The sequence below is a fragment of the Caballeronia humi genome, assembly GCF_001544475.1.
In the GTDB taxonomy this organism is placed as follows: domain Bacteria; phylum Pseudomonadota; class Gammaproteobacteria; order Burkholderiales; family Burkholderiaceae; genus Caballeronia; species Caballeronia humi.
The window spans coordinates 107,443-125,157 of the sequence record NZ_FCNW02000016.1; the positions used below are offsets into that span (position 1 = coordinate 107,443).

Here is a 17,715-nt window from a genome sequence, read left to right on the forward strand (position 1 = left end):
GGTTTTAGCTGCGCGGAAAATTCCAGGCGTCGGCCGTGCCACCGATCGCGTCGGCGCCGTTCGCGCTCGTATTGGACGGCGTCGCCTTCGACGCAGTCGACGGCGTGACCACCTTGCCGCCTTCATCTTCCCAGCGGTTCAGGTCGCGCGCGCCGCGCTTTCTCGCGGCATCCTGCGATTGCATCCACTTCCACGCGAGCACGCCGCCCACGGCAAAGAGCGCGCTGAATACTCCGATTCTCGGTCGTGCCATTTGGGTTCTCCGTCTTATCAAATCATCATTTAGTTAGCTGTGTTTCAGCGCGAAATCAGAATCCCCAAGAAAAATCCGATTCCCGCTGCGACGCCGAGCGCCTCCCACGGTTTGTCGCGCACGTACTTTTCCGTGCAGTCGATACCCGCGCGGTACTTGGATTGCGCGTTCGCCTGGGCGTCGTCGAGTGCGTTGCGCGCCGTTTCGACGTGATCGCGCAGGCGCGTGCGCAACGCGTCGACGCCCTCGCCCGGCAGCGTCGCCGAGAGGCGCAGCAACTCTTCCGAGTCGTTCAGCAGCACCTTGATGTCTTCGATGATCTTTTGCTTGCCCAGAGCAAGCTGGACAGTCGTCTGGCTCATGTCGTGAGGTCCTCGCCGTTTTGTCTGTGGGTTGGTATCTGTTGAGATCGGCCGCTTATTGCGGTCGCCGGGCCGCGAGGCGCACACCAGCGAACCGGCCGCGCAGCATCCGGACGATGCCCGCGAGAACGAGCGCGCTGCCCATCGCGCCGAACACGACGCTCGTCACGTTCGCCGCGCGCGAAAGCGCCGGCGTGCCAGCCGCGTATGCGAGCACGGCGCACATCAGCGCCGTCACGAGCGCGACGGCGGCCCAGTGATAGATGTCGATCGGTTCGCCGGCCTGGAGTTCCGGCCTCTCGGCTCTCGCCGTGCCCGAACGGGGCGCTCGGGCACGCCGCACGGGGCGCTCGCGATCCACGAGGGGAATGTCGAAATTCAGGGAGTCTTCCATGACGGTGTGCCGATTTCGGCCTTTCGATTGCAGGTACCCACCCTCCGCAGCTTTCGTGCCAGGCGCGCGTCCGGGCCGGTCCGAAAGCGTCGCGCGGCAACGGGCAACCGCCCGGGCAACGCGTCGCGGGTAAGTATTACGCCGTCGCCATGTAACTTCGGACGGCCTGCGGTGAAGCTTGCCGCACGCGCGCGGCCGCGTTCGCGGCAATCAGACAAATTCGATCGCGACTGACAATGCTCATTGCCGCAACGTCGCTACGAATGGTTAAATAGCGAATATTGAGATAACTTGCGTGCCCAATGCGCACCGCGTCGCGGGCGTAAATGGGCATCGGGCGACGGACGCCGATCGACGCACACAGGCCTTGCCGGGGAAGCGGCGCAGCCCATGCCGCCTGATGGACGACCGGGACGCACGCTTGGCCGCGTGCGTCACGTTGCGGCGTGATTCGCCTGGAGGCGATCTCCGGCGCCGCTCTTGGGCCTGGCGCCCTCTGCCGCGCATCCCCATCGCCCGGGCCAGCCCCTCCAACATTTGCAGGACTTGAGACACATGGCGTCAACCGAACTGGACCCGCCGGCCGTCGCCACGGGCGATACGCCGACGCAGAAGAAGCGCAACGCGGGAGAAGTGCCGGGCTTGAAGTCATATGGACTTTTATACGGCTCGTCACCCGTGATGCTGGAGTTGTATTCGCAGATCGAACGCGTCGCGAGCACCGATGCCACCGCGCTCATCATCGGCGAATCCGGCACCGGCAAGGAACTGATCGCCCGCACGATCCACGATCACAGCGCGCGCCGTGACGCGCCCTTCGTCGCCGTGAACTGCGGCGCGATTCCCGACAACCTGATCGAAGCCGAACTCTTCGGCCACGAAAAAGGCAGCTTTACGGGCGCGGTGCAAGGACGCATCGGCTATTTCGAGCACGCGAACGGCGGCACGCTCTTTCTCGACGAAGTGACGGAAATGTCGCCGGTGCGGCAGGTGAAGCTGCTGCGCGCGCTGGAGACGGGCACGTTCTTTCGCGTCGGCGGCAGCGATCTGATTCATTCCGACGTCCGCGTGATTGCGGCGACCAATCGCGATCCGGTCGTCGCCGTCAAGGAGCATGGGTTGCGCGAAGACCTGATGTATCGGCTCGCGGTGTTTCCGCTGCGCGCGCCGCCGCTGCGCGAACGCGACACCGATCGCGAATTCCTCGCGCAGCATTTCCTCTCGGAGATGAACGCGCAGGAAGGCACGAGCAAGGTGTTCAGCAAGCGCGCGCTCGACATGCTGCGCACTTATTCGTGGCCCGGCAACGTGCGCGAGTTGAAGAATACGGTGTATCGCGCGTTCATTCTGGCGGAGAAAACGGTCGAGATCGCGCATCCGCATCTGGCCTCGCGTGTGAAAAAGCCTGTCACGCAAGGCGATGCGATGAACGTCTGGGTCGGCACGCCGCTCGCCGATGCGCAGAAACAGATCATTCTCGGTACGCTCAAGCATTGCGGCGGCGACAAGCGGCGCGCGGCGAAGGCGCTCGGCGTGAGTCTCAAGACGCTTTACAACCGGCTTGGCGCGTATGAGAACGAAGGCGCCGAGTCGGACGCATCGGCGCCCGCTGCGGATAGCTGATTCATCCATTGCACGGCCAGCGTCCTGCTGGCCGCGATTCATCCGCTTATTTCAAAGAGCGGATAGCTCGTCCCTCCATTTGCAAATTCTTGCAATTTTCCTTTTTGCGGTATTCCGTGCTTGCTTCAGAATGCCCGGGCAAGCGGTTTGCTTAGGGTTCCGAGCTTTATCGAAAGGACCTTGCAAGCACGCTTGCCAAATCGAAAGAACAAGAGCAGACGAAGGAAAAAGCAACATGCAGACACTGGTTCACCGGCGCCGATCGCGCGCCGCCGCGCTGGCCGCGATCGTCACGGGCGCCATCGCCTGCACAAGCCTCACGGGCTGCAACTCACTCTATAGCGAAGGCGCGACGGCCGGCGCCGGTATCGCGGGCGCCGCGATCGCCGGGTCGATCACGAACAACGCAGCGGTCGCTACCGGCATCGGCCTGGGCGCGGTCGCCGCGGCCCGCGCGGGCGTGCAGTATTCACAGCGCGTCGTGCACACCGGCACGCAGGACAGCATCGCCAGTGTCGCCGGGCCGCTCGCCGTCGGCGCGGTCGCACCGTGGCAGGCGACGCACTCGGTGCCCATCGAAGAAGACGAGAAAGGCCGCGTGACGGTGAGCCGCACGATCAGCAGCGGCACGCTCGACTGCAAGGAAATCGTATTCTCCGTCGATCGCGACGCAACCCAGGACCGCGCCGCCGAAAGCGCGTTCTACGTGGCGTCCGTCTGCCGCGACGGCATCAAGTGGAAGTGGGCGTCGGCCGAACCGGCGACACCGCGCTGGGGCGCCCTGCAATGACGATGCGCTTCATCCTGATTCTGTCGGCGGCCGCGGCGAGCTGCGCGATCGTGAGCGGGTGCGCGCCGTCGTCGATTGGCGCCGCGAGCGGAGCGGCCGCCGGCGTCGCGACGGGTCTCGTGTCGAGCAATCCGGCGGTCGGCATCGGCGTAGGTATTGCGGTGCAGGCGGCCACCGATGAAGCCGTGCGTCGCGTGATGAAGTCGCTGCACAAGGATCAGCAGGAAGCGATCGCAGTCACGGCGGGCGATCTCACGATCGGCGAGACGCGGCCGTGGCGCGTGAAGCATACGCTGCCGGTCGAGAACGGGCACGGTGAGGTGCGCGTGGTACGCGAGTTCAGGAGCGCGCTCGCGGAATGCAGGGAATTCGCGTTCTCCGTCGTCGATGGCGACGAAGCCGGCGCGCCGCAAAGCTGGTTCCTCGCGACGACTTGCAAACAGTCGAACGGGTGGAAGTGGGCGTCGGCGGAACCGGCGGTGGAAAGGTGGGGGAATTTGCAGTAGCTTTTTCTCGCACGCGATAAAAAGGCGGCTTGCCCTTACGAGGCAAGCCGCCTTTTCATATGTGCGACCGAATCAGGATTCCACATCCTCCAGACTCAACATCTCCGTCTGATCGTTATACGAAAAAATCTCGCCGTAACGCCCCCATGTAATCACCGCATCGAGCGTCTCCTCGGCGGCTTTATCGGAGAGAAAATCCTCCAGCTCCTGCTCGAAGCGCACGCGCGGCGCGCGATGCCCCGGCCGCTCGTTCAGCACCTTCCGTATCCGCGCCGCCAGTGGAATATGCCGCAGCAAATGCTCGGCGAACATCATCTTGCGCTCCTGCGTGCCGAATTCCGCGAACACGCGCGCGGGTGGCGTCAGGAAAATATCGCCCTCGCGCACATCCGCGAAACCGAGGTACTGCAGCACTTCGGCGACCGGAAACAGATCGTCCACTTCGAGATGCAGCGAACGCGCGATTTCCGGCATGTCGGCGCGGCCGTGGTAAGGATCGGCGGCGAGCGTTTCGATCAGACCCGCCATCAGGTTCGTCGACACGTTCGGCAGCCAGCTTCCCAGCTCCAGCCCCTTCTTCGTCGCCTCGCCGAGCTTGCGCGCGGTCATCTTCGCGTAGATGTCGTCGACGAGACGCCGGAACGCCGGGTCGAGCCGGTTGCGCGGATGCTTGAACGGCACCTTGATCTCGGCCATCACGCGCCCCGGATTCGACGACAGCACCAGAATCCGGTCGCACATGAATACCGCTTCCTCGATGTTGTGCGTGACGATCAGCACCGACTTGATCGGCATGCGCCCCTGCGTCCAGAGATCGAGCAGGTCGGTGCGCAGGTTTTCGGCGGTCAGCACGTCGAGCGCGGAAAAAGGCTCGTCCATCAGCAAAAGCGTCGGATCGACCACGAGCGCCCGCGCAAAACCCACGCGCTGGCGCATGCCGCCCGACAACTCGCGCGGATACGCGTTCTCGAAGCCGTCGAGACCGATCAGGTCGATCGCCGCGAGCGCGCGCTCGCGCCGCTCGCGCGCGCCGACTCCCTGCGCTTCGAGTCCGGCCTCGACGTTTTGCAGCACGGTCAGCCACGGAAAGAGCGCGAAGGTCTGAAACACCATCGCGACGCCCTTCGCCGGCCCGCGCAACGGCTGGCCGAGATAGGTGACTTCGCCGCCCGTCGGCTCGATCAGCCCGGCGATGATCCGCAACAACGTGGACTTGCCCGACCCCGAGCGCCCCAGCAAGCCGACGATCTCGCCCTCGCGCAGCGACAGGTTCGCGTCGTCGAGCACGAGCAGTTCGCCCTGCGTCTTGTTGAAACCCCGGCTGACGCTATCGACCCGCAGGATCTCTTCGCCGAGACGCGGCGGCGTTGTCGGCGTGGCGGTGCCCTGCTGCACCGGCGTTTGCATGTTCTTGACGTTCTGCATCGGAACTCGTCCTCAATCCAGCCGGAGCTTCGCTTCGGCGTACGCGTACAGGGGGCGCCACAGCAGTCGGTTGAACAGCGTGACAAAGAGCGACATCACGGCGATGCCTAAAATGATCTTCGGATAGTCGCCGGCGGCGGTCGTCTCGGCGATATAGGCGCCGAGGCCATGCGCGACGAGCTTCGTATCGCCCCACGACACTGCTTCGGCCACGATGCTCGCGTTCCACGCGCCGCCCGAGGCCGTGATCGCGCCGGTGATGTAGTACGGCAGGATGCCCGGCAGCATCGCCTGACGCCACCACTGCCAGCCCTTGATCTGGAAGTTGGTCGCGGCCTCGCGGTAGTCGTTCGGATAGGACGTCGCGCCCGCGATCACGTTGAAAAGGATATACCACTGCGTTCCGAGCACGATCAGCGGCGAAAGCCAGATGTCCGGGTTCAGGTGAAACTTCACGATCACGACGACGAACACCGGAAACAGCAGGTTCGCCGGGAACGCGGCGAGGAACTGCGCGACCGGCTGAAGCTTCTCCGCGAGCGCCGGACGCAGCCCGATCAAGACGCCGACCGGCACCCAGATCACCGAGGCGATCGCGATCAGCACGATCACACGCAGGAGCGTGATGAGCCCGAGCACGAACACGTGCCCGACTTCGTGCCACGTGACGCCGGTCATGACGAACGCCGTCACCTTCCAGACAACGAGCGCCGTCACGATCAGGATCACCGCCGCCCACGCGATGTCGCCCGCGCGTCCGGGCGTCGTGCCTTTGGGCAGCGGAATGCGCACGACGCCTTGCAGCGGCGGCAGCTTGATCGGCGCGCGCGCGGCCTTCGCGAAGAGCCAGCCGGCCGGCACGAGCAGCCGGTGGATCAGGCGCGTGCGGCGGATCAGGTCGAGCAGCCACGATTCCGGCGCGTTGCCCGAACTCGTCGTCTCCATGCGGAACTTGTCCGCCCACGCGACGAGCGGACGGAACATCAGCTGGTCGTAGGCGAGGATCACGATGGTCATCGTCAGGATCACCCAGCCGATCGCGCCCAGGTTGCGCTCGCCGATGGCCGCCGCGAGATACGCGCCGATGCCCGGCAGCACGATGGTGCGATTGCCGACCGTGATCGCTTCCGAGGCGACCACGAAAAACCAGCCGCCCGACATCGACATCATCATGTTCCAGATGAGGCCCGGCATCGAAAACGGCACTTCGAGCTTCCAGAAGCGCTGCCAGTTGGTCAGGTGAAAGCCGCGCGAGACTTCGTCGAGGTCGCGCGGCACCGTGCGCAGCGACTGATAGAAGCTGAACGTCATGTTCCACGCCTGGCTTGTGAAGATCGCGAAGATCGCCGCGCACTCGGCGCCGATCACGCGGCCGGGAAACAGCGCGAGAAAGAAGGTGACCGTAAACGAGATGTAGCCGAGCACCGGCACCGACTGCAGGATGTCGAGAATCGGCACGAGCACGACCGACGCGCGCCGGCTCTTCGCCGCGAGCGTGCCGTAGGCGAGCGTGAATATCAGCGACGCGACCATCGCCGCGAGCATGCGCAACGTCGTGCGCAGCGCATATTCCGGCAGATTCGACGGATCGAGGGAAATCGCCTGGCTTTGCAGCGTGGAGATCGGCGCCATCGTCTCGTGGAAACCGACTGCGGCGAGCGCGATGATGCAGATGATCATCGGGAACGCGACGAAATCCCAGCGATTGGGCAGGAGCCGCCACGCCGACGCGTTCGCCATGCGATTCAGATTGAAACCAAAATCCATAGAGGCCCTCCCCGTGAGGCTTGTTGCGTATGGCTGCCGGCGTGCGTTTTCGCGTTTGCCGTGCAGAACCGGCCGACACTACACCAAGCTGCATGACAGGCACAACCGCGCAAGCCATCTTCGACTGTTGCTCATCGGCACATGCGATGCAAAATGAAGCGCCAGCGAGGATCATGGCGTAAGGCGCCATCCCCGGTGACGTATTCCGCCGATCACGAAAACCTGCGTTCAAGCGAGGACAAACCCGCTATTTTGTTCGGTGCGCGTCGTATCAACCGACAAGATGCTTGATAGCCGGCCAAAAACATCGTCCAATCGTGGCTTGTCTGCTAAAAGAAGAATTGTCCGGCCGATGCGCCCTTCGCGACTAGAGGATCGATGAACAAGACAACCTTGCACCATGTGACCGCGACGCTCGGCCTCGCGTTGCTCGCATGCGCGTGCTGGGTTTTTGCCGGCGCGCTGTCGGACCGAATGGTACAACAAGAAATGTCCGCCACGGTGCGCGCGGAGCGTCAGATGGCGGCATCGATCGTCGACAACATGGCGCAGATCATCGCGAGCGACCTGGCGATGTCGCGCGCCATTCCGGCCACGCTCGCCCAGATGGACCTGATGCAGCACGCGCTCGTGGAATCGCGGCATTATGCCTCGAAGCCGCCGGCGACGGAATCCGAGCGCCGCGCCGACTGGATGGCGCGCGCCGAGCTCGTCAAGGTCAACAATTTCCTGCACGACGCACAGGGCTTTTCCGGGCTCGATTCCGTCTGGCTCGTCAACGATCAGGGCCTCTGTGTCGCATCCAGCAACGCCACCGACGAGACCAGCTTCATCGGCTTCGACATGAGCGGACGCGGCTACGTGGCGCGCGCGCTGCTCGGCGGCTTCATCGAAATGTACGGCGTCGGGCGGCTTTCCGGCGAGCCGGGCATCTTCATCGCGGCGCCTGTCTACGACGACGGCTTTCTCGTCGGCGCGGTGATCGCGAAGGTGAGCATCGACCGGCTGCGGCACTGGGTGTCGCGCGCGGGCACGTTCGTGACCGACGAGAACGGCGTCGTCGTGATGGCGCACGACGGCCGGCTCGAATACGAAGCGATGCCGAACGCGCCGGTCGCGCGCATGACGCTCGCGGAACGCGTCGATCATTACCGGCGCGAAGCGTTTCCCGAACTGCGCGTCGCGCACATCGGCGCGCAGATTCGCGAGACGGAGAAGTGGCTGCCGCTCGCCGTCGCCGATACGTTCTACGCCGCCAACGGCAGCACCCTGCCTTCGCTATACGACGAGCGCACGGGCCTCAATTCCGGGCTTTCGGCGCACATCGTGCATCCGCTCACGAGCTGGCCGGACCTCACGCGCAACCACAGCCGCGACCGCATCCTCGTGTTTCTCACGATGCTCGGCATCGTCGCGCTCGTGACCGTGATCGCGACGTCGTATTCGCGTGAGCGGCGCCTGCACCGCGCGACCCGCGATCTCGCCGAGCAGTTGCAGGCCGCCAATACGCTGCTCTCGGCGGAAGCGCGCCACGACGCGCTGACAGGCGCCCTCTCGCGCCGCTATTTCCTCGACACGCTGCGCCACGAGGTCGAACTCGCGCGCGCGGCGGGCACGCCGCTCTCGGTCGCGATCGCCGATCTCGACTACTTCAAGCAGATCAACGACCGTTTCGGCCACGCGTCGGGCGACCGTGCGCTCGAGCATTTCGTCGAGGTGTGCCGCGCGCAACTGCGCCCGAGCGATGCGATCGGCCGGCTCGGTGGCGAGGAATTCGGGCTGCTCCTGCCGCAGACGGCGCTCGCCGACGCGCAGGCCGTGCTCGAGCGGCTGCGCAAGCGCTTCCACCACGAGCACTGCGCGCATCTGCCCGAGGATGCCTCGCTGACGGTGAGCATCGGCATTACGGAACTGGCCGAGGGCGACGCCACCGAGTGGATTTTGAGCCGCGCCGACCTCGCGCTCTACGAGGCGAAATCGCGTGGACGCGACCGCAGCGAAGTGCGCCCCGCCGATACGGCGCCGTCCGCGCGGCGGCCGGAAAACTCGCTGACCGGAAAGTGATCGCCTTTGCCATGCACCGCAGCAACGCTTGAGCACAGCAGGTATCATCGACATTCAACTATCGACGCCGCTGTCCTCGGGAGGTTTGCATGAAGGGAAATCTGGTCATCGTCTGCCGCGATCAGGACGCTGAAGCATTCGACCACCTGCTCGCCGAATATGGCTCGTTCCAGACCCGGCTTTCATCGACCACGTGGTTCCTGAAAATCGACGTCGCGCCGGAAGTGATCCAGGAGGAGATCCTGGAGCGGCTCGGCAAGTACACGACACATTACATTTTCGAAGCGCAGACGGTCACCTACAACACCGTCGACAGCGAAGCGGCCTCCGCGCTCGAAACGCTCTTCGACTGAAAATCGCTCAGATCGCCCGCTCTTCGCGGTGCGATCCCGCGCGGCGCTCCTCGGCCGGACGCGTCGCGACCTCGAACGGGAACGTCATCAACACCTGCAAGCCGCCGCCCTCGTGATTGCCGATCTCGCATTCGCCGCCGGCGCGCCGCGCCAGCCGCTCGACGATCGCGAGGCCCAGGCCGCTATGACCGCTGCCGCCGCGCGCCGGATCGAGCCGCACGAACGGCCGGCTCGCCTTGATCAGATCGTCCGGCGCGATGCCGCCGCCGTGATCCGCCACGCTCAGCACCCAGCCATTTACGCCCCTTGAGGTCTCGATGACGATCGGCGGCGCGCCGTAGGCGTGCGCGTTGTCGAGCAGGTTCGAGAGAACGCGGTCGAGCGTCGCGGCGGGCAGCACGAAACTCGGGCCCGCCAGCAGGCGCGTCTGGACCGGCTGCGCGCCCGGCGTCACCGCGCGATACGTGCGCGCGATCTTCTCGCACTGCTGGTCCACTTCGATCGGCTCGCTGCCGTCCGCGCGATCGTGCGCAAAGACGAGAAACTGGTCGACGATATGCGCCATCGAATCGACGTCGCGCACGACGCCGTCACGGGTTTTCGCGTCGTCCATCATTTCGGCGCGCAAACGCAGGCGCGCGAGCGGCGTCTTCAGGTCGTGCGCGACACCCGCCAACATCACCGCGCGATCGTTTTCCGTCTGCGAGACTTCGCGCACCATCTGGTTGAAACCGTGCGTCAGTTGCCGCAGCTCGCGCGGGCCGCGTTCGGGCACGGGCGGCGTCGGCTGCCCGCGCCCGAAGCGCCCGACCGCCTGCGCGAGCGAACGCAGCGGCTGCTGCAACTGCCACGCGGCGAGCAATGCAGCCATCACAGCGGTGCTGAAAATGATCGCAAGCCACACCAGCATGCGGTCGCGCGAACGCGGCGGACGCAGCGGCTGCACCGGAACTACGATCCAGTCGGCGTCTTTCAGACCCTTCACCCAGATGCTCGGCGGCGCGCCGGGTTCGCCGAGGCGCACTTCGGTGCCGTCGGGGAAACGATCGCGGATGTCGTCGAGAAAGCGGCCGAGCGGCGGCGGAACGTCGTCGTCCGCCGTGGCGGGCTTCGCCTTCGGCACGTCCGGATCGGTCGGCGGGACGACGCGCACGCGCGAGGGCAGCGGCTGGTTCGGCGAGTTGGCGATGTGCTGGCGCACGGCGTCGACGAGGAACGTGGCCTCTTCGACGGCGTAGCGCGTCTGATTGTTGTCGCGCTCGACGCGAATGACCGCGAACCACGCAAGGTGCGACAGGACCAGCACGCCGATGACGAGTACGACGAGCCGGCCGAACAGCGAATCAATGGGCCGGCGCATTTTGCTCGCCGTCGGGGACGAACACGTAGCCGCGGCCGCGCACGGTCTGGATGAAGCGCGGCGCGGACGGATCGGTTTCGAGGATGCGGCGCAGGCGCCAGACCTGGACGTCGATGCCGCGGTCGGTGCCGTCGTATTCCGGGCCGTGCAGCAGTTCGAGCAGGCGTTCGCGCGTAAGCGTGCGCATCGGGTTGTTGACGAAAATCTTCAGCAACGCGAATTCGCTGCCGGACAGCGTGATCGGCTTGCCGTCCTGCTGCAGTGTGCGCGACTGGAAATCGAGCTTGAAGCGCCCGAACGAGAACGGCTCGCGCTGCTCGGGCGCCGCCGACGGAATCGTGCGCCGCCGCCGCAGCACCGCCTGCACGCGCGCGAGCAGTTCGCGCGGGTTGAACGGCTTGCCGAGGTAGTCGTCGGCGCCGAGTTCCAGGCCGACGATGCGGTCCACGTCGTCCGCGCGCGCGGTGAGCATGATGACCGGGATGTCGTCGCCCGACGCGCGCAGTTTGCGCAGCGCGGTGAGGCCGTCCACGCCGGGCATCATCAGGTCGAGCACGATGAGGTCGGGGCGCTCGCGCTCGATGCGCCGCTCGAGCGAACCGGCGTCGTGCAGCACCGACACTTCGATGCCCTGCCGGACCAGATAGTCGCGCAGGAGATCGCGGAGTTCTGCGTCGTCATCGACGACAAGAATTTGTGTAGTCATGGCAGGAAGTTTAACGCGCGGCCCGCGCGGCATCCGCGAAGAACGCGCCGTAAAGGGTTACGGGGTGTTACGGCGAAAGCGGCTCGTAAACCGGCGTAACAAGCATTCCGTTTGCCGTAACACGCCGTTTGTGAGGAAACCCTACGCTGTGTCTCACCGAAGGCGTGAGACTTGTTCCAAGAGACGCAAGCAACGCTGACTCGGCTTCGCACATCAATAACAGGAGTCCACGATGCTGAAGCAAACCCGAATCCTCGCCATCACCGCCGCCGCGCTCGCCATGACAATCGGCGCCGCCAACGCCGCCACGCCCGCTCCCGATGCTCCGCCGCCCGGCGGTCCCGGCATGGCGATGGCTGGCCCCGGCGGTCCCGGGCACGACGGCCATCGCATGGAAATGCGCATGCAAAAGCAGTTGAACGAACTGCACGGCCAACTGAAGCTTAACGCCGACCAGGAAAAGCTGTGGCAGACCGCACTCGACACGATGAAGCAGAACCACGCCGCCGTGCGCGAGAGCCACAAGCAGATGCGCCAGCAGTTCGAAGCGGCACAGCAGCAGCCGATCCTCGATCTGAACGCGATGCACGCGGCGCATCAGAAGATCGACGTGCAGAACGCGCAGTTGAAGGAGCAGACGGCCACTGCGTGGCTCAATTTCTATAACTCGCTGAACGATCAGCAGAAAACCACTGTCAGCACGGCGCTGAAGAAGCACTTCGCGCGAATGCACGAGCGCCACGAGCGCTGGGGCAAGCATGGCGCGCCGGGTGCGGACGGCGCGGCTTCGGCGGTGAAGCCGTAAGGGCCACCCGAGACTCGCGCCTCACACGGCGCAAGTCGATCTCGCTGCGCCAACGCAAAACGGCCCGAACGGGCCGTTTTGCTTGCTGCGAGCGCCTATTTGAACTTCAGGCCAGATCGAACACCAGCACCTCGGCGTCGTCACCGCGCTCGATCGTCACCTTCGACACGTCTTCCAGCTTCGCCGCATCGCCGGCCTTGAGCGCCTCGCCGTTCACCGACACCGCCCCGCGCGCCACATGCACATACACGCGCCGCCCGGCCGGCACGTCGAACTCCGCGCGCTCGTCGCCGTTGAAAAGACCGGCGTAGATCTCGGCATCGGCGCCGACCTTCACCGCGCCGTCGCGGCCCGAGGGCGATGCGATCACGCGCAGGCGGCCGCGCTTTTCGGCATCGTCGAAACGCTTTTCCTCGTAGCCGGGCGCGCCGCCCTGCGCATCCGGAATGATCCAGATCTGCAGAAAATGCGCGGTTTCGCTCGGCGAACCGTTGTACTCGCTGTGCCGCACGCCGGTGCCGGCGCTCATGCGCTGGACGTCGCCGGGGCGGATCGTCGAGCCGTTGCCCATGCTGTCGCGGTGCGCGAGCGCGCCTTCCAGCACGTAGCTGATGATTTCCATGTCGCGATGGCCGTGCGTGCCGAAGCCCTGCCCGCCCGCGACGCGATCCTCGTTGATCACGCGCAGCGCGCCGAAGTGGACGTGCTCCGGGTCGTGGTAGTCCGCGAACGAAAAGCTGTGGTACGAATCGAGCCAGCCGTGGTTGGCATGACCGCGCTCGTTGCCGCGTCGAATCTCGAACATTTCGTTTCTCCGGTTGGTTTTGCGATGCAGTCAATGTAAGGGCGCGAGGCCTCCCGAACAACGGGCGCGGCGGCACTACACCGTCCTGAAAATGTGCGTAATCGGAGAAATCCGGGTTCGATGGCGCCGTGCACGGCTTCGGGTAAAATACCGCGCTTTTCGCCGGCGGGGGCCGCCTGGCGGGGTCTGGCGTAAGTTTGGTCCGTGCGCGAAAGCGCTCGCAGTCCGTCGCAAAATCGCCGTGCCCCAATTTTGGACGCCTAGAATACCGACCGTTGGAGCACCAATGGCCCACGCGGCGCAGATACGTCCATGAAACCGCACGTCATCAAGGAATCACCATGCTTCAAGGCTACGGGCCGCTGATTCTCTCGGGCACCTGGCAGACCGTCAAACTGGCGGTGCTGTCGCTCGTTTTCGCTTTCGTCATCGGGCTGATCGGCGCGGGTGCGAAGCTCTCCAGGAACCGCATCACGTCGGGCATCGGCACGCTGTATACAACGCTGATCCGCGGCGTCCCCGATCTCGTGCTGATGCTTCTCCTCTTCTACAGCATCCAGATCTGGCTGAATCAGCTCACCGACCTGCTCGGCTGGGACCAGATCGACATCGATCCGTTTCTCGCCGGCATTCTCGTGCTCGGCTTCATCTACGGCGCGTATTTCACCGAAACCTTCCGCGGCGCGTTCCTTTCCGTGCCGCGCGGCCAGCTCGAAGCGGGCGCCGCCTACGGCATGACGCCGTGGCAGACCTTCTCCCGCATCATGTTTCCGCAGATGATGCGTTTCGCGCTGCCCGGCATCGGCAACAACTGGCAGGTCATGGTGAAGGCGACGGCGCTCGTGTCGATCATCGGTCTCGCGGACGTGGTGAAGGCCTCGCAGGACGCCGGCAAGGGCACGCTGCGGTTTTTCTTCTTCACGCTGCTCGCGGGCGCGATCTATCTCGTGATCACGACCGTCTCGAATTTCGTGCTGATCTGGCTGGAACGCCGCTATTCGATCGGCGTGCGCAAGGCAGACCTATAAAAAGCGGCGGACCCCATGCTTGAAATCATCCAGGAATACTGGAAGAACTACCTCTTCACCGACGGCTACCGCATCACCGGCCTCGCCATCACGATGTGGCTCCTGGTCGTATCGATCGCGTTCGGGTTCTGTCTCTCGATACCGCTTGCCGTGGCGCGCGTCTCGAAAAACCGGCTGCTCTCGCGCGGCGTGTGGCTGTATACCTATGTGTTTCGCGGCACGCCCCTCTATGTGCAGCTTCTGCTCTGCTATACGGGGCTTTACAGCCTGCAAGTGGTGCGCGACCACATGCTGCTCGACCAGTTCTTCCGCAACGGCATGAATTGCACGCTGCTCGCGTTCACGCTCAACACCTGCGCGTACACGACTGAAATCTTCGCCGGCGCGATCAAGGCGACGCCCTACGGTGAGATCGAAGCGGCGCGCGCGTACGGGATGTCGTCGTTCACGCTGTATCGGCGGGTGATTTTGCCGTCGGCGCTCAGGCGCGCACTGCCTTACTACAGCAACGAAGTGATCCTGATGCTGCACGCCACGACGGTCGCTTTCACGGCGACGGTGCCCGACATCCTGAAGATCGCGCGCGACGTGAATTCGGCGACGTACAAGTCGTTCGAGGCGTTTGGCATCGCCGCGCTGCTCTACCTCGTCATTTCGTTCGCGCTCGTGTGGCTGTTCCGCCGCGCCGAGTATCGCTGGCTCGCGTACCTGCGGCCGCAGGGCAAATAGTCTCCCAGGACCGCACATGAATTCCCAGATGCAAAAGCTTTTTGTCGACGACCTCCACAAGCAGTACGGCAGCAACGAAGTGTTGAAAGGTGTGTCGCTCAAGGCGAAGGCCGGCGACGTGATCAGCATCATCGGCTCGTCGGGGTCGGGCAAGAGCACGATGCTGCGTTGTATCAATTTTCTCGAGCAGCCGAACCAGGGGCGCATTTTCGTCGACGGCGCGGAAGTCCGCACGCTCAAGGACAAGACGGGCGCGCTGAAGGTCGCCGACCAGAAGCAGTTGCGCGACGTGCGCTCGAAGCTCTCGATGGTGTTCCAGCACTTCAATCTGTGGTCGCACATGAACGTGCTGGAGAACGTCATGGAAGCGCCGGTGAACGTGCTCGGGCTCTCGAAGAAGGACGCCGAGGACCGCGCTCGGACGTATCTGGAGAAAGTCGGGCTCGCGCCGCGCGTGGAGAAGCAGTATCCGTCGCATCTGTCGGGCGGGCAGCAGCAGCGCGTCGCGATCGCGCGGGCGCTGGCGATGCATCCCGACGTCATGCTTTTCGACGAACCGACGTCCGCGCTCGATCCGGAACTCGTCGGCGAAGTGCTGAAGGTAATGCAGACGCTCGCGGAGGAAGGCCGCACGATGATCGTCGTGACGCATGAAATGGCGTTCGCGCGCAACGTGTCGAACCACGTCGTGTTCCTGCATCAGGGGAAAATCGAGGAGGAAGGACACCCGCACGAGGTGTTCGGCAACCCCAAGAGCGAGCGACTGCGGCAGTTCCTGTCGGGCAGCCTGAAGTGATCCCTGTAGTTCTTGTAGTCGAGTTACCTGAAAAGCGTCCGCCGGGCGCTTTTTTTACGCCCGCGAGGCCCGCGCAGCATGGTTTTGGCCTCTTTATCGCCCTACCCCTCGATCGATCACTCGTCAATAGTGTCATTCCTTGACCTAAAGCTTACAACTTCATTAAACGCTTATCCGGTAAGGGTTTAGGCAACATCTGATCGATGCGGCGTGTCGCACGTGGCACACCGGCATTGCATTTTTGAGACACATGGATGGGAAACAGCAAATTTCTTTGGCGCCCAAATCGTATTTTGATAAATTAGTAATCAAAGTACCAAAACGAAGTTCACAAAAAGTAGTTTTACTTCAAAAAGAACTGAGGAGACGCCGAATCCGCTGGCCGGCAACCGTGCCCTCGCCCTTCCCGGGCGCGCGACGCGGCATACCGGCCTTCGTGTGTTTCCTCTGAAAACGATTTCCGGTTGGATGCGCTCGCATCTGGCATCGAACCACACGGCAGCACTTGGGGTTCCTTTTTTTGACAGGGTTGGAGGAGATGATGAAGAAAGCTTTGCTCGCGGCATCGCTGCTGACGGTCGGCGTTGCAGCTCACGCTCAAAGCAGCGTGACGCTGTATGGTCGCCTGGACGCGGGGCTCGAATACATGACCGGCGTGCCGCAAGGCGTCGGCGCGGCCGGTCAGGCCACCAGCAGCACGCACCGCTTCCGCGCGGAAAGCGGCGACTGGGGTACGAGCCTCTGGGGCATGAAGGGCGTCGAAGACCTGGGCGGCGGCTACAAGGCCGTGTTCCAGTTGGAAGGCAGCTTCAACACGATGACGGGTCAGGGCCCGGGCAACAACGGCATCTTCAATCGCTGGGCGACGGTCGGTTTCGCGAACAACAACTTTGGTACGTTGCTGTTGGGCCGTGAACTCTTCATCGCTAACGGCGTGTGGGACTTCGATCCGTTCGGCCAGTCGAACTGGTCGTCGGCTTCGCTGGTGCGTGGCCGCAACTGGCCGCAATCGAGCAACAACATTTCGTACCAGTCGCCGAAGTTCTACGGCTTTGACGTCTACGGCCAGTACGCGCTGTCGAACGCGACGAACTGGAATGGTAACGGCACGACGCCGCAAGGCCGTGAAGGCGGTCTGCAACTGACGTACACGTCCGCGCTCTTCCAGATCCGCGGCATGTACGACGAAATCCGCAATCCGGCAAACGGTCAGCTCGGCGGCGTGTATGACCCGCTCAACGGCGGCACGGCGAACGGCAACGGCGTGTACGGCTTCTCGCGCGAGTACACGGCGGCGTTCAACGTGTTCCTGGGCCAGTTCAAGATCCAGGGCGCTTATCAGGCCATCCGCAGCTCGGGCATGACGAATCTGCTGCCTGGCCAGCCGTCGACGATCGACCACGAATGGGGTGGTGTGACGTGGCAAGCCACGCCGGCAGCGGCGCTGATCGCTGCGGTCTATCACTCGAACGCCAACAACGGCGCCGGCAATGCGACGCTTTACACGGTCGGCGGCTCGTACAACCTGTCGAAGCGCACGCTGCTGGACATTCAGGTGGCGACCGTGCAGAACAGCAAGTCGGCCAACTACGGTCTGAACGCCAACAACTTCGGCAACGCTGCGTCGACGGACAACCCGTTGCAAGGCCACAGCCAGTCGGGCGTGTATGCAGGTATCCAGCACTCGTTCTGATCGACGGGGCTGACACAGAAAAGGTTTGAGAGAGTTTTCACGCTGCTGCGAGAGGCGCGTATCGGTGCGGTGCCCGAAAGGGTATCGCACCGTTTTTTATTTTCGCTCGCGCATTGGGGTTTCCACACCGGTTGATGCGCCTGGGCTTCTGTGGAACTTGATTTCTTTGCGGTCTATTTGCTCTGCCCCTGTCCGGGGCGGGACTCACTTTCTTTGCTGCTGCAAAGAAAGTAAGCAAAGAAAGCAGCTTCCCACC

Annotated in this window: 18 protein-coding genes; 10 read left to right on the forward strand and 8 right to left on the reverse strand. The window is 64.0% G+C overall.

Annotated features, from left to right (window positions below):
• Nucleotides 1-4: 4 nt before the first annotated feature.
• From AWB65_RS16815 to AWB65_RS16825, 3 genes are read right to left on the reverse strand one after another with little or no spacing between them, the layout of a single operon-like run.
• The gene (locus AWB65_RS16815) at nt 5-253 is read right to left on the reverse strand and encodes a hypothetical protein (protein WP_087668236.1); all 249 of its coding nucleotides are present in this window, start codon (nt 251-253) and stop codon (nt 5-7) included.
• A gap of 44 nt (nt 254-297) precedes the next feature.
• A complete protein-coding gene (locus tag AWB65_RS16820; RefSeq protein ID WP_087655093.1) occupies nt 298-615 on the reverse strand; it encodes an ElaB/YgaM/YqjD family protein in 318 nt (105 codons plus the stop codon).
• Nucleotides 616-670: 55 nt separating this feature from the next.
• On the reverse strand, nt 671-1,009 hold the full coding sequence (locus AWB65_RS16825; RefSeq protein WP_125474144.1) for a hypothetical protein: 339 nt from the start codon (nt 1,007-1,009) through the stop codon (nt 671-673).
• 555 nt (nt 1,010-1,564) lie between these two features.
• On the opposite strand from AWB65_RS16825, the gene AWB65_RS16830 reads away from it, so the two are divergent.
• The 3 genes from AWB65_RS16830 (at nt 1,565) to AWB65_RS16840 (ending at nt 3,928) form a co-directional block, all read left to right on the forward strand.
• Nucleotides 1,565-2,632 carry a sigma-54 interaction domain-containing protein gene (locus AWB65_RS16830; RefSeq protein ID WP_087668237.1) on the forward strand — a complete coding sequence of 356 codons (1,068 nt, stop codon included), beginning with the start codon at nt 1,565-1,567 and terminating at the stop codon, nt 2,630-2,632.
• A 235-nt stretch (nt 2,633-2,867) separates the two neighbouring features.
• Nucleotides 2,868-3,422, forward strand: coding sequence for a hypothetical protein (locus AWB65_RS16835; protein WP_087668238.1), 555 nt, complete (start codon nt 2,868-2,870; stop codon nt 3,420-3,422).
• Complete coding sequence (locus AWB65_RS16840; RefSeq protein WP_087668239.1) at nt 3,419-3,928, forward strand: hypothetical protein; 510 nt, start codon at nt 3,419-3,421, stop codon at nt 3,926-3,928. The genes AWB65_RS16835 and AWB65_RS16840 overlap by 4 nt, the downstream gene beginning before the upstream one ends.
• Before the next feature lie 72 nt (nt 3,929-4,000).
• On the opposite strand, the gene AWB65_RS16845 is transcribed toward AWB65_RS16840, so the two are convergent.
• Together AWB65_RS16845 and AWB65_RS16850 are read right to left on the reverse strand one after the other, a co-directional pair.
• Nucleotides 4,001-5,353 carry an ABC transporter ATP-binding protein gene (locus tag AWB65_RS16845; protein WP_087668240.1) on the reverse strand — a complete coding sequence of 451 codons (1,353 nt, stop codon included), beginning with the start codon at nt 5,351-5,353 and terminating at the stop codon, nt 4,001-4,003.
• Between the two features lie 12 nt (nt 5,354-5,365).
• Nucleotides 5,366-7,120, reverse strand: a complete 1,755-nt coding sequence (locus tag AWB65_RS16850; RefSeq protein WP_087668241.1) for an ABC transporter permease — start codon at nt 7,118-7,120, stop codon at nt 5,366-5,368.
• Nucleotides 7,121-7,498: 378 nt separating this feature from the next.
• Here AWB65_RS16850 and AWB65_RS16855 point away from each other — a divergent pair, with 378 nt between their 5' ends.
• Nucleotides 7,499-9,184 (forward strand): sensor domain-containing diguanylate cyclase, encoded by a 1,686-nt coding sequence (locus tag AWB65_RS16855; protein ID WP_087668242.1) that lies wholly within the window; start codon nt 7,499-7,501, stop codon nt 9,182-9,184.
• 89 nt (nt 9,185-9,273) lie between these two features.
• Nucleotides 9,274-9,537 (forward strand): double-stranded DNA-specific endonuclease, encoded by a 264-nt coding sequence (locus tag AWB65_RS16860; protein WP_087668243.1) that lies wholly within the window; start codon nt 9,274-9,276, stop codon nt 9,535-9,537.
• Between the two features lie 7 nt (nt 9,538-9,544).
• On the opposite strand, the gene AWB65_RS16865 is transcribed toward AWB65_RS16860, so the two are convergent.
• On the reverse strand, nt 9,545-10,897 hold the full coding sequence (locus AWB65_RS16865; protein WP_087668244.1) for an ATP-binding protein: 1,353 nt from the start codon (nt 10,895-10,897) through the stop codon (nt 9,545-9,547).
• Nucleotides 10,881-11,603, reverse strand: a complete 723-nt coding sequence (locus tag AWB65_RS16870; RefSeq protein WP_087655101.1) for a response regulator — start codon at nt 11,601-11,603, stop codon at nt 10,881-10,883. Before AWB65_RS16870 ends, AWB65_RS16865 begins: the two co-directional genes overlap by 17 nt.
• Nucleotides 11,604-11,835: 232 nt before the next feature.
• Here AWB65_RS16870 and AWB65_RS16875 point away from each other — a divergent pair, with 232 nt between their 5' ends.
• Entirely contained in the window at nt 11,836-12,408 is a 573-nt protein-coding gene (locus tag AWB65_RS16875; RefSeq protein ID WP_087668245.1) for a Spy/CpxP family protein refolding chaperone, read from the forward strand.
• A 106-nt stretch (nt 12,409-12,514) separates the two neighbouring features.
• On the opposite strand, the gene AWB65_RS16880 is transcribed toward AWB65_RS16875, so the two are convergent.
• Nucleotides 12,515-13,213, reverse strand: coding sequence for a pirin family protein (locus AWB65_RS16880; protein ID WP_087668246.1), 699 nt, complete (start codon nt 13,211-13,213; stop codon nt 12,515-12,517).
• 341 nt (nt 13,214-13,554) lie between these two features.
• Here AWB65_RS16880 and AWB65_RS16885 point away from each other — a divergent pair, with 341 nt between their 5' ends.
• The 4 genes from AWB65_RS16885 to AWB65_RS16900 all read left to right on the forward strand — a co-directional run bounded on the left by AWB65_RS16885 (nt 13,555) and on the right by AWB65_RS16900 (nt 17,459).
• Complete coding sequence (locus AWB65_RS16885) at nt 13,555-14,241, forward strand: ABC transporter permease (protein WP_087655104.1); 687 nt, start codon at nt 13,555-13,557, stop codon at nt 14,239-14,241.
• 15 nt (nt 14,242-14,256) lie between these two features.
• Nucleotides 14,257-14,970 carry an ABC transporter permease gene (locus tag AWB65_RS16890; RefSeq protein WP_087655105.1) on the forward strand — a complete coding sequence of 238 codons (714 nt, stop codon included), beginning with the start codon at nt 14,257-14,259 and terminating at the stop codon, nt 14,968-14,970.
• A gap of 16 nt (nt 14,971-14,986) precedes the next feature.
• Nucleotides 14,987-15,766, forward strand: coding sequence for an ABC transporter ATP-binding protein (locus tag AWB65_RS16895; RefSeq protein ID WP_087668247.1), 780 nt, complete (start codon nt 14,987-14,989; stop codon nt 15,764-15,766).
• Between the two features lie 541 nt (nt 15,767-16,307).
• Nucleotides 16,308-17,459: a porin gene (locus AWB65_RS16900; protein ID WP_087668248.1), complete on the forward strand. Its 1,152-nt coding sequence runs from the start codon at nt 16,308-16,310 to the stop codon at nt 17,457-17,459.
• Nucleotides 17,460-17,715 lie beyond the last annotated feature (256 nt).